Raw genomic sequence first — 11342 nt, 5'->3', positions numbered from 1 at the left:
TTTTTAACTAGTTAATGGTAATTATTCTAAATTACAGATCTCTCTTCTTCAATAATTTAAAAGATAAAAAGATGAATAAGAAAATCCAAACTAAAACAATAATATATTCATACCAAGCTGCTCCAAAGTTAGGTTTTAACGTTTCTCCAACAGAATTTGCTAACTGCCCTACTCCTGAAATTCTAGTAAAAGGTTGCTTAATTAAATTAGACATTGCGTTAAATGGCAAAAATTGTAAAATAGCATTAGGATTTTGCATTTCTATTCCAAAAGTTAATACTAAATATATAATCCATTCTACTATAGCAAATAAAATCATTGCTCCAATAGCAAATGCCGATCTTTTCACTAAAATCCCGAAGAATAATCCCATAGAAAAGAATGCTACAAGTTTTATGAAATAAGCTAAAAGGAAATCTAAATCTGAGAAAACAATTGAAAATTCCGTATAAGAAGAAAATACTAATCCTAAAATTAAAGAAACAATAAATACAAAAACAGTAGAAATAACTGAAAAAAGTAAAACTGTATAAAATTTTGATAAAACAAATTCTTTTTTACTTAAACCATCAATAAGGTTTTGTTTTAAGGTTTTATTGGAATACTCATTAGAAACCATCGAAACGATAACCAAAAGCAGGAAAAATTTCAATGTTGCTGCAACATAAGTATTGAAATGCCAGATGTATGGAAAGTTGAAAATTCCAGAATCTGCTACACTAAATTTAAATCCTCCAAAGTTAAATTTAATGGAAGCAATCAATGCAATACATAACAACAATGAAAAGTAAACTATAGAAAGTACTTTTGCAGCTTTGTTATATTTTAATTTTATTAATTCTATTTGTAAAAGTCGTAACATGATGAATAAGAAGTTTAGTTGTTGTTAGTTAATTCTAAAAATTGTTGTTCTAAGCTTGGCATTTTCTTCTCAAAATAAGAAACTACAATATTCTTAGAAATTAAAAACTTATTGATTTCTGTTGCGCTTACATTTGCGTTTAATTTCGCTACAACTTTATCAAAATCTACGTTTGCAGATTCTACATACGAAGATTGTTCCAATGCAACAGCTAATTCTTCTAAAGAAATTTCTTCAGCACTTGCTTCAATAATTCCGTAAGTAGCCGTCATCTGATCTACTCTTCCAGAATATAACATCTGTCCTTTTCGGATAATTACAGCGTGTGTACAAACTTTCTCAACCTCATCTAAAAGATGCGAAGCCAAAAGGATTGTAGTTCCATTTTCAGCAATTTTTTTAATAATACTTCTTATTTCATGGATTCCTTGTGGATCTAATCCATTTGTTGGTTCATCTAAAATTAATATTTCAGGATCATTTAAAAGTGCAGAAGCAATTGCTAATCTTTGCTTCATACCCAAAGAAAACTGTGCGAACTTATAATTTTTCCACTCATAAAGATTTACTGCTTCTAGTTTAGAATCAATAGCACTTGTAGGCACTCCTTTGATTTTACAAACCAATTCTAAATTTTGTTTTGCAGTCATGTATGGATAAAAGTTTGGTCTTTCGATAATTGCACCAACTTTCTTCAAAGCTTCATGTGTACTCAGATTTCCGTCAAACCATTGAAAATCTCCATAAGTTTTGTTTACAACATTTAAGATGATTCCTAAAGTAGTTGACTTTCCACTTCCATTTGGACCTAATATACCATAGACATTTCCTTTTTCTATGGTGAAAGAGACTTTATCTAAAGCTCTTACATTACCAAAATTCTTGGTAAGGTTATTTATTTTAAGTATTGTTTCCAAAAATTCAATTTTTTAAATTACGCTTATATGACGGATAAGTCTAAAAATTGTTACATCAATTTAAAAACTGATGTGAAAATACTTAAAAAAGTTAAAAATAACAACTCGTTATATTTCTATACAAAGCGTAATTTTTACTCAAAAAAAAAGCACTTAATAATCTACTGATTAGCAAGCGCTTTTAAATGTGGGAAAATCTTTTTTTTGTGGAAGTGATTTTTAGAAACTCTTTATTTCATTCATTAAAATAAATGCTTTGTTTGCATACTCTTTTTCAAGGAAAATTGTGAAATAATTGGATGTTGAAATGATTTCAAACACAGGAATTCCTTCATAAGCTAAAAGCTTAAATAAGTAAAAATAAAGTCCGATAATATCAGAACTTTTCTTAGGTAATTCAATCGATAACGAAGAAAGATCATCTTTAATACAGATACAAGTTTCATCTTTAAAATATTCTTCTACTACAGGTTTTAAAGTTGAAGAAACAATGATACTACTCTCCTGATAATTACTAGCATAAGTAAAATATGCTCCATAATTATCTTTAATATCTGTCAAAAGTTTTGCTTGATTTTTTACTAAAGTATTCGAATTTACGAAAGTATAATCTGTGATATTTGACCTAAAAACAATATCTCCAAAACCTTTAAATGAACTGTTCATTTCTAAGTTTCTTGGTAGATATCTTCGTAGCGCCATCACAATAGATCCTTCCTTTACAGGCTTTCGCATCATCTCTTCAATCTTAGGCTGTAACTCCTTTGCCAAAGAACTGAAGTTGATAATATCCCTATACAGAGCATCTTCTAAAAATGGTTGGTGTTTGATTAAATCATGTACGTAATTTGTAATTGTTTTCATTGTGTTAACTATTTAACTAGATGTACAAATATATATATTTTTATTTATAAATATCTTTAACTGAAAACTTTTAGTTAATTATGCACTGTTTTTAACGAAGAAATTAAAGAAAAGAGATCATGAATGTATTAAAATTTGGAGGAACTTCTGTTGGATCATACGAAAGCATACAACAAATAAAGTCAATTGTAGAGAGTCAAAACAAGAAGACTCTTATCGTTTTATCTGCTATGTCTGGTGTTACTAATGAATTAGTAAAAATCAATGCTAAGTTGAAATCTGGAGATTCTAAGATTGATACACATATCGAATTCATTAAAAGTAAACACCAATCTGTTTCGAGAAAATTATTTTCTGACAAAACGATTATTGAAGAAGTAGATAATTATATCGATTCTATCTTAAACAATATCGAAAAATTCAGAGATGAATTTCTTACAAAAGAGGGAGAAGCAATTATTATTACACTTGGTGAAACACTTTCTACATACATTTTTTCGAGATATTTAAAAGCAAATAATATTTCTAATCAATTATTAGATGCTAGTTTCTTCATGATGGTAGAGAATGATGAAAATCCAAATTTAAAAATCATCAACACTTTATTTAATAGAGAAATCGAGCGTATTGAATCTTCAGATATTTATATCACACAAGGTTTTATAAGAATAGATAGAAATAACAAAATCTCTACGCTAGATCGTGGAGGAAGTGATTATACTGCAACGATTCTGGGAGCTGCATTGGAAGCGGATGAAGTTCAGATTTGGACAGATATTGATGGTTTCCATAATAATGACCCAAGATATGTAGAAAATACACAGCCTATCGAATATTTAACGTTCGATGAAGCTGCCGAGTTGGCTTACTTTGGTGCAAAAATTTTACATCCAAAAACAGTAATGCCGATTCGTAAAAAAGGAATTCCTCTTTATTTAAAGAATACTTTTAAACCAGAATCTAATGGAACTTTGATTTTTAACAAGTCTAAATATTATGGTTTAAAATCGATTTCTGCAAAAGACGGAATTACAGCAATTAAAGTAAAATCAAACAAAATGTTGATGGCTTATGGTTTCTTGATGAAAATTTTTGAAGTTTTCGAAAAGCACAAGACTCCAATTGATATGATTACAACTTCGGAAGTTGCAATTTCATTGACTATCGATACCACAACAAAATTGGATAAAATCGTAAAAGAACTTAAAAACTACGGAGAGATTGAAGTAGAAACGAACCAAAGTATTATTTGTTTGGTTGGTCAATCGATTATCGAAGATAAAGGTTCTAATAAAATATTTGAATTATTAAATGAAATGCCAGTAAGGATGATTTCTTACGGAGGAAGTGAAAATAACATTTCGCTTCTGGTAAGTGAAGAAAATAAAGTAACAGCACTACAGTCTTTACACCAAAAATTATTTCATAACATTATAAAAGTTTAGCATGTTTCTTTTAAGTATATAAATACTTAATATTGTCTTAAAAAACCCATTCCTTGTCAGTTTGGGTTTTTTTGTGTTTTGAGGTAAATGATTTTTATTCTATATAGCATTTCTTCTCTATTTATTTTTTTAAAATCAACTTGCTAAATTTGATTTATTTATATAAAAATAATAGTTTTAACAAAAATTTTGAGGTTTATGCGCTAGCTAACTTCTGCTATAAATAATTAAAAATGAAATATGTACTAAGCTTTTTAATATTATTATTGATTTGTTCTTGCGGAACAGGAATGAAAATCAAGAAAGAAAATTTCAAAGAAATAAACTCACCACATTTAGGAACATTCGAGTTAATTTCTTATCAAAATAGTTCTAAGTCTAACACTAATCGTAGTTTATTAAGATTGTTCGATATCGAAATAGAAGATGATATTAAAATCTCAAAAATAACTCTAGAGTTTGACAGTAATAATTATTTAAGCATTACATACAAAAGTATTTTAGGCACGGAAACTAAATATTTTAAAGGAGAATTAAAAAAGAAAGGCTATTTCGAAATATTTTTAAAGAAAAAAAGAATTCTAATTCCATTATTTTACACAATTATAGATGTTGATCGAAAAAGAATTGGATTTACAAATGATGGTGATTTAATTATAGATAATTATGTAAATAGAGGAGGTATGATATTTCTTATGGCAGCTGGAGGTAAGTATAGAACACAGTACTATTTTAAAAAAATAAAACAATAACTTCTGTGAAAATTATAACTCAAAAATTAAACTATTAAATCACAATTCTAATTCCTGTAATAATTGGTGTGATGATTGATAAATATATTTTATGAAGTTTTTTTTCATTTTTAAAACTTAAAAGATTCTTCACTTAATATTATTAAGGTTTAATAATAATTTTAACAAAAAAATCTATGAAAAACATATCAATATTTCTTTTATTCTTCTTATCATTTATAAACTTACAAGGACAAAATGCTTTCCCTTCAAAAAATCCTGGAAAATTTCCAAAAGATAGTGTAAGCATTCGTTCAAAATTTACAAAAAATAATAATTTAATCATTTTCTTAATGAATAGAACAAAAGACACTATTTCATTTATAAGTGATCATCAATATAATATTTCTATTGGCAAAGAAGTTTTAGATGAAAATAAGCAATGGGTAAAATTTGATCAAGATCCAATAAGAAAACCATCATGTCTATCAGGTATCAAAATATTAAAAATTCCAACAGATTATTATACTTACCAAGTTTATGAAAATGAAAAATATGCAGGAGATTTTAAAACAAAAATGCGATTTTCATTAAGAGTTAATGATTCCACAATTGTCTATTCAAAGAATCTAGATATTTCTGTAAATAAAGAACTAATTCTTCCCCCTGAATTAAGGCTTAATAAAATTTTAGAACAGAAATATGCGCAAGAAAAATCGATTGAAAAAAAGTATGTATTACTAAAACAAATGATTCAGAATTATAATGATTTTAATTTAATGGAAAAATCTGTTCTTCTTTGTAAAAATTGGAAAGAAGATGAATTTTTAGAAAAAGTCAATGCTCATTATCATATAACTTTATCTAAGTTTTTAAATGCAAATCCAGGATTAGACAAATATCATAAAACATTGATTTTATGTAAATATTTAGAACTTTTCCAAAATTCTTTTTTAAAATCGAATACAGAAAAATTAGAATCTTATAGAAAACTATTGCCAACAAGAGAAGAATGGGAAGAAATCAAAGGAGATTGTAAAAGCAAAAAATGCTACGAAGATCTCATTATTAAAGATTTTGTAGAAATTCAATTCAAGTAGTTTTTAGCAATTTTCTCTTTCCCTATTCTACTTATAAACCTCAAACAAATGAACTACAAAATACAACAATCCTTTTAATTATTAAAAAAAAGAATGAATATGAGAACAATACGAAAATAATTTTGTTTATTTGAGTTAGAAAACTAAAAAAAAGTTATGAAATTTTTTAAAATCTCTCTATTACTTCTAATTTTTTGTGCATGCAATACTAATAAAGAAGAAAGCTCTAAATATTCTAATGATTTCTATATCTATCAACTTCTTGATGAAGAAATAAGTTATACTAACAATATTTTGAAGAATCAAATTGAAAATAAACTAAACCAAGGAAATTCTTTAAATAACAAAGGTTTAAAAACTTATGATAAATTGACGAAAGAATATTTAAATTACTTAGAAAAAACAATTTCAGAATTAGAAAACTCTGTAAAATCAGCAGTTTCTCAGGAAAAATATTTTGATGAGATCAATAAAAGTTCTTATGTAAATAATTATTTTTTTTCCAATAATGATTATAGTCAAAAAGGTTCTGAATTCATTTCTAAAACTACAAAATATAGAAATCAAATTTCACTTTTAATAAAAGATGAAAATTTCTTAAAAAAACTAGAAGTAACTTTAGGAACAGAAAATTTCTTTGATCAAAATGGTAACCTCATAAAGCATTTAAATGCTATGTATCTAGATCAACCTTTGAGAGGAATACTAACACGTCTAAAATATAAACAGAAAAATGTTTTAGAACTTGAGTATGAGTTTTTAAATAATTTAGCATCAAAATAAGAATATTCTTTGTTAAATATTACACTATAAATACTAGAATAAAAAAGCACGATTTACAAAATCGTGCTTGTATGTTCCATCTATTTCTTTATACAAATATTTTAACTCTCTAAAAATGACGTTTTTCACTTTTAATTTTCCTCTTCATAATATATTTTATAATATTTCCTCCCTCTATCATCCACTCCTTTCTCGATCATATTTTTATCTCCTTTAATATAAATATCAAAATTACTATCTAGTTTTAAAACTCTCTTAAATGCTCTTGATTGTTTTTTAACTGCTGAAGGTGATATTTCAAAATTAGCAATTTCTTCTAACTCATTTTCTTCTCGATAATTAGTATCGTATTCTCTAAAAGATTCGATTACATTTTCATCTTCAAATACCGTTTCTTCAAACTCTTCTTTATCAAAATATTCGTTTTCTTTAAAATAAGCAACCGATTTATTCAGCAAATCTATTTGTTCCGATTTAGACACCTCAAAATCATTCGGAAGTTGTTTTGTAAGAAACTGTTTCGTTATAGACAAAAAATCATTCGTAGTATGGTATTCATCCGAGGCTGGCTTTATCTTTAAAAAATCTTCTTTCCAATATTGTGAATCTCTAGATTTTGTATCAACAATACAAACTTTAAAACCATTTTCCGCTTCCAAATTAAAAATCAAACAACCTTTGTCTAGCTTCTGAATATTGATTCCTCTTTCATGTGCAACATTTCTTTGGTTCTCTGAAGAATTTATCTTTAAAAACACATCTTTCACTTCTGATTTAAACAAGCCTATCGCATCGCAAACAACTCCTTCCACCAGACAGTTTTTAAAATAACAAACACAAAAATCTCCTTCATTTACCTTCGGATGCACCGATTTTTCATACAATCTTTTAGAAACCGCTATCGAAGTATCATATAAATTCTCTGGAGAAGAAAAAAGTCTTTTGGATAACGTATAGATTTCATTCATCTCTAGTTCTGAAGAATGCGTGAAATTGTAAATCTCATTGTCTTTAAACGGAGACAAAAAGTACTTTAACAAATAGCTTTCTGTCTCTGTATCTTCAAAAGAACTGTTCTCTTTGGAAATTTTCAAATCTTCATCTCGCAATTTATTCCCTACTTGATGTACACAAAAGGATTCAAGTTTAACTTCACTAAATTCTATCATTTTATAATCTAAAATTTTAATTTTTCTTTGCTCTTAACAACAATGTAAAGTTAAGAACCTATTTAAAATTTACGGCAAAATTTTTATACAATAAACGATTTCACGTTTGATTTTTATAAAAAAATACAGATTGTCAAATTCCTTTCTTTAGATAGGTTACAGACTGTGTTTTAGATTCAATAAAATCCATTAAAAATTCTTAGGAAATATTTAGGAGCTTCCCCTTAACACTTCGACTTCGTTACACTTCGCTCAGAGTACGGGTCGGGCTTTCCGCTATATCTTTTTTGCAGAAAATTTTGTTTAAAAAAGAACCTTCCAGAAAAGCAAAAAAGGATACCGCTGCAATCCCTAAGCCAAAAAAACATTTCAATAAAAACTAACTTTAATCTATCTTTGAAATTTCAACAATTAAAATAAACAAACACGTTTTACAAAATCGAACTAAAGAAAAATTAGATCTTTAATTTCTCAATCTTTTTTTTCAATATCAAAATTTGAGATAAATAGATTTCATTTAAAAATTCATTATAAATGTCTTCTCTTTTATATTCCAAAGTTTCTTCTGCTTTATGAATATTCTCTTCAGCTTTTTCTTTTTCGCCTAATCGATAATAAACTTTAGCTAAACCAAAATATGCTTCTGGTACATTTTTATTTTGTTGTAGAACATTTTGAAATTCATCAATTGCTTTTTCATAATTTTCTAAATAATATTCACAAAGACCTAAATAAATAAAACTATGAATATCCGCCCAATCTTCTTTTTGATTTTCGATACTTTTATGAAAAAACTCTTTAGCTTTATCATAGTTTTTCTTTCCAAAATAACATTCTCCTCTCAAAAAATCAATATCTTCTCCATTTGGAGCATCCACAAAATTTGGAGTCAAACTATCCAATTTATTAAAATCAATTAAAGCTTTATCATAATCTCTCAATTTTCTCAGACGAATCCAACCTCGGTAACCCAAATTTTCTACCGGATTTAATTCCACAGCTTTATTTAAAGAAAGAAAACCTTTTCGAAAATCTCCTGCTTTATTTAACAATACAGAATGCTCTCTCCAGACTTCACTATCTTTTTCATCTGCTAAAACGAAATTTTGATTTTTATAATTTTTTTCATAACTCAAAAAGCTATGTAATCCAAAACCTAAATAAAAAACTAAAATAGATCCAATAATAATTATAAAACTAATTTTAAAAAACTTCTGTGATTTGTCCATCTTGAATTTTTAATCTGATTAAATGAAAAGTTTTTACTGCTTTATCTCTTTGCCAATACTTCAATTTTGAAACAATTCTTTTTACTTTCTTCACTAATGTACCATTGTTAAATTTTGTTCTTTCATAATTTTCATCTATTTGAAAAGTTTCCATATCACAAAAAGTCCCATCTGGCATTTGATGAATTCTTATGGTAATAAAGCCATTTTTTGGTTCAATATTTTGCTCTTTTTCTTGTAATTCTTTAAAATAATCTCGCAAAAGTGGGCCTTCACCAACCAAATATCCATTAATATTTGAAGCATAATATGGTTGAGAAATTTCTTGACAATCTATATGTCTTTGATAAGAAGGAGAATTATAAAAAAAACCCCAAATCCATAGTATTGTAATGGGAAGTAAAATCAATTGAAAAAGTAATACAGTAGGTGTATAACGATATTTAAAAGTTTTTTTAAACTTAATTTCTTTTAGAATAAAATATAAAATCAATAAAATAAAACAAAAAATAGATACTACTAGAGAGTAAGAAATCATAATCCCCGTATCTACAGCTAAATAAGGAAATTCAGAACTAATTTTATAATAAGCATATGGGAGTTTCCCTACAGAAACCGTATAAATAAGAGAAATTATAAAAAGATATATGTAAAATAAAATTACTCCATAAGAAGATAATTTAAATAAAAATCGTAACATGTTTTTATTTTTGAAACGAAACTTTTTCTATTTTATTTTTCTTTAAATATTTAAATTGAATAATTATAAAACTAATACTTTAAACCTCCCTCCTCCACTTATAAATCTGAAACAAATGAATTGCAGAAAACAAAATTCCAGAAATTAAAATTGGCGTTGCTGGTTTTAAAATTCCATAAATAATATAGGAAACACAAGAGGCGATATGCCATAAACGAAAAGAAAGCATCTTTTTTTTCGAAATGGCATATAATCCTGTTGCGATTGCTAAGTAGGCAAAACTATCAATCATCTAGCAAACTTTTATACATAATATAAGTATCCACAAAACCAAATTCTGGATGCTTAAATCCTTTTGGAGTTGTACCGATAATTTCAAAACCATACTTTTTCCAAACTGCAACAGCAACTTTGTTTGTACTAACTACAATATTAAACTGCATCGCAATAAATCCGATTTCTTTTGCCAAAGCCAAAGAATGTTCACAAAGCTTCTTCCCAATTCCTTTTCCTTGCGCTTCCGGATGCACGATATAACCTGCATTTGCAATATGACTTCCTAAATCTATTTGATTTGGTTTGACAAAATAAGAACCTAAAATTTCTCCATTTTCTTCATAAACATAGGTATGCATATAAGTTGCAAACCAATGTTTTTGCAAATCTTCTTTTGGTGTATTTTTATAGAAAACATGTGTGTCTTCCGTTTGAATTACTGCATGAAATATTTTCCATACAGCATTTAAATCTTCTAAAGTTGCCTTTCTAATCATCTTGTAAATTCTTTAAAACTCTTTGTTTGTAATTCATTTTGGAAATCTGATTTTCTATTTCGTCCAATTGCTCTAAAATAGTTTCGTTTCCTTCCAAAATTTCCATAATTGATTTTCGTCCTGCCTCCCACACTTTCTCCAATTTTGGCAAATTCTCCTTTGCTTTGGCAGAAAGTTGTAATAATTGTTTTCTACTATCCGTTGCGTCTTTGGTAAAAATCAAATATTCTTTTTGCTTCATTTTGTTGATGATTTTAATCACCGCAGGTTGCGAAATCTGAAAAGCATCTGCAATTTCTGTCATGGTTAAAGTGTCTTTTTCTTTAAACATCATAAAAATCAAATGCCAATTCGGATCAATATCCAATTCTAATTCTTTGTACAAATCTTTTGCATTATAAAGCATATTATCGCTGATTCGCTTTAATCTTGCAGTAAATGCCAAATACTTTAATTCTCTGAAAATGTCGTTTTCCATTTTTAATTTACTTAACTAGTTATGCAAATATATAAAATTTTAGATAACTGGTTATGTTTTTTTTAGAATTTCAATTTTGATAATTTATTATTTTAGTAAGTAATTATAAATCTGGCGAATTTTTGTAAAGTGTGTCTATTATATTTCTATTTACATTTTAAATAATATTAAACATTATCACGATTAAAATTGTATAAGATAAAAAAAGACTTCAAAAGGTTATAGTTTTGTTTCTACCAAAAAATAATCCTAAACCTCCGAAGTCTTGAGCAAATTTAATTCATTATTAAG

13 protein-coding genes are annotated in these 11342 nt (G+C 26.9%); 4 read left to right on the top strand and 9 right to left on the bottom strand.

Going from position 1 to position 11342, the window contains the following annotated elements; all coding sequences use genetic code 11:
- Positions 1-31: 31 nt before the first annotated feature.
- From I0K12_RS11775 to I0K12_RS11765, 3 genes are all read right to left on the bottom strand, one after another.
- A complete protein-coding gene (locus I0K12_RS11775; RefSeq protein WP_196888303.1) occupies positions 32-862 on the bottom strand; it encodes an ABC transporter permease in 831 nt (276 codons plus the stop codon).
- 14 nt (positions 863-876) lie between these two features.
- Entirely contained in the window at positions 877-1779 is a 903-nt protein-coding gene (locus tag I0K12_RS11770) for an ABC transporter ATP-binding protein (protein ID WP_196888301.1), read from the bottom strand.
- Between the two features lie 219 nt (positions 1780-1998).
- The gene (locus tag I0K12_RS11765; RefSeq protein WP_196888298.1) at positions 1999-2643 is read right to left on the bottom strand and encodes a hypothetical protein; all 645 of its coding nucleotides are present in this window, start codon (positions 2641-2643) and stop codon (positions 1999-2001) included.
- Between the two features lie 119 nt (positions 2644-2762).
- Between I0K12_RS11765 and I0K12_RS11760 the strand changes: the two genes are divergently transcribed.
- The 4 genes from I0K12_RS11760 (at position 2763) to I0K12_RS11745 (ending at position 6702) form a co-directional block, all read left to right on the top strand.
- Complete coding sequence (locus I0K12_RS11760; RefSeq protein ID WP_196888297.1) at positions 2763-4088, top strand: aspartate kinase; 1326 nt, start codon at positions 2763-2765, stop codon at positions 4086-4088.
- A gap of 233 nt (positions 4089-4321) precedes the next feature.
- Positions 4322-4840, top strand: coding sequence for a hypothetical protein (locus I0K12_RS11755; RefSeq protein WP_196888296.1), 519 nt, complete (start codon positions 4322-4324; stop codon positions 4838-4840).
- A 176-nt stretch (positions 4841-5016) separates the two neighbouring features.
- Positions 5017-5919, top strand: a complete 903-nt coding sequence (locus I0K12_RS11750; protein ID WP_196888295.1) for a hypothetical protein — start codon at positions 5017-5019, stop codon at positions 5917-5919.
- 156 nt (positions 5920-6075) lie between these two features.
- A complete protein-coding gene (locus I0K12_RS11745) occupies positions 6076-6702 on the top strand; it encodes a hypothetical protein (protein ID WP_196888294.1) in 627 nt (208 codons plus the stop codon).
- 131 nt (positions 6703-6833) lie between these two features.
- On the opposite strand, the gene I0K12_RS11740 is transcribed toward I0K12_RS11745, so the two are convergent.
- From I0K12_RS11740 to I0K12_RS11715, 6 genes are all read right to left on the bottom strand, one after another.
- Positions 6834-7871 carry a nucleoid-associated protein gene (locus I0K12_RS11740; RefSeq protein WP_196888293.1) on the bottom strand — a complete coding sequence of 346 codons (1038 nt, stop codon included), beginning with the start codon at positions 7869-7871 and terminating at the stop codon, positions 6834-6836.
- Between the two features lie 455 nt (positions 7872-8326).
- Positions 8327-9100: a tetratricopeptide repeat protein gene (locus I0K12_RS11735; RefSeq protein ID WP_196888292.1), complete on the bottom strand. Its 774-nt coding sequence runs from the start codon at positions 9098-9100 to the stop codon at positions 8327-8329.
- A complete protein-coding gene (locus I0K12_RS11730) occupies positions 9075-9800 on the bottom strand; it encodes a hypothetical protein (RefSeq protein WP_196888291.1) in 726 nt (241 codons plus the stop codon). The genes I0K12_RS11735 and I0K12_RS11730 overlap by 26 nt, the downstream gene beginning before the upstream one ends.
- Positions 9801-9879: 79 nt before the next feature.
- Complete coding sequence (locus I0K12_RS11725) at positions 9880-10092, bottom strand: YgjV family protein (RefSeq protein WP_196888289.1); 213 nt, start codon at positions 10090-10092, stop codon at positions 9880-9882.
- Positions 10085-10573: a GNAT family N-acetyltransferase gene (locus tag I0K12_RS11720; protein ID WP_196888288.1), complete on the bottom strand. Its 489-nt coding sequence runs from the start codon at positions 10571-10573 to the stop codon at positions 10085-10087. The genes I0K12_RS11725 and I0K12_RS11720 overlap by 8 nt, the downstream gene beginning before the upstream one ends.
- The gene (locus I0K12_RS11715) at positions 10566-11051 is read right to left on the bottom strand and encodes a MarR family winged helix-turn-helix transcriptional regulator (RefSeq protein ID WP_196888286.1); all 486 of its coding nucleotides are present in this window, start codon (positions 11049-11051) and stop codon (positions 10566-10568) included. Before I0K12_RS11715 ends, I0K12_RS11720 begins: the two co-directional genes overlap by 8 nt.
- Positions 11052-11342 lie beyond the last annotated feature (291 nt).

The organism is Aureivirga sp. CE67, assembly GCF_015767245.1.
Classification (GTDB): Bacteria; Bacteroidota; Bacteroidia; order Flavobacteriales; family Flavobacteriaceae; genus Aureivirga.
The sequence above is the reverse complement of the archived record's forward strand: the minus strand, read 5'-3'. Positions and strand labels throughout refer to the sequence as shown.

Coding starts and splice junctions, on each gene's coding strand:
- I0K12_RS11775 (WP_196888303.1), bottom strand. CDS start 862: ATGTTACGACTTTTACAAATAGAATTAATAAAATTAAAATATAACAAA.
- I0K12_RS11765 (WP_196888298.1), bottom strand. CDS start 2,643: ATGAAAACAATTACAAATTACGTACATGATTTAATCAAACACCAACCA.
- I0K12_RS11760 (WP_196888297.1), top strand. CDS start 2,763: ATGAATGTATTAAAATTTGGAGGAACTTCTGTTGGATCATACGAAAGC.
- I0K12_RS11755 (WP_196888296.1), top strand. CDS start 4,322: ATGAAATATGTACTAAGCTTTTTAATATTATTATTGATTTGTTCTTGC.
- I0K12_RS11750 (WP_196888295.1), top strand. CDS start 5,017: ATGAAAAACATATCAATATTTCTTTTATTCTTCTTATCATTTATAAAC.
- I0K12_RS11745 (WP_196888294.1), top strand. CDS start 6,076: ATGAAATTTTTTAAAATCTCTCTATTACTTCTAATTTTTTGTGCATGC.
- I0K12_RS11740 (WP_196888293.1), bottom strand. CDS start 7,871: ATGATAGAATTTAGTGAAGTTAAACTTGAATCCTTTTGTGTACATCAA.
- I0K12_RS11735 (WP_196888292.1), bottom strand. CDS start 9,100: ATGGACAAATCACAGAAGTTTTTTAAAATTAGTTTTATAATTATTATT.
- I0K12_RS11730 (WP_196888291.1), bottom strand. CDS start 9,800: ATGTTACGATTTTTATTTAAATTATCTTCTTATGGAGTAATTTTATTT.
- I0K12_RS11725 (WP_196888289.1), bottom strand. CDS start 10,092: ATGATTGATAGTTTTGCCTACTTAGCAATCGCAACAGGATTATATGCC.
- I0K12_RS11720 (WP_196888288.1), bottom strand. CDS start 10,573: ATGATTAGAAAGGCAACTTTAGAAGATTTAAATGCTGTATGGAAAATA.
- I0K12_RS11715 (WP_196888286.1), bottom strand. CDS start 11,051: ATGGAAAACGACATTTTCAGAGAATTAAAGTATTTGGCATTTACTGCA.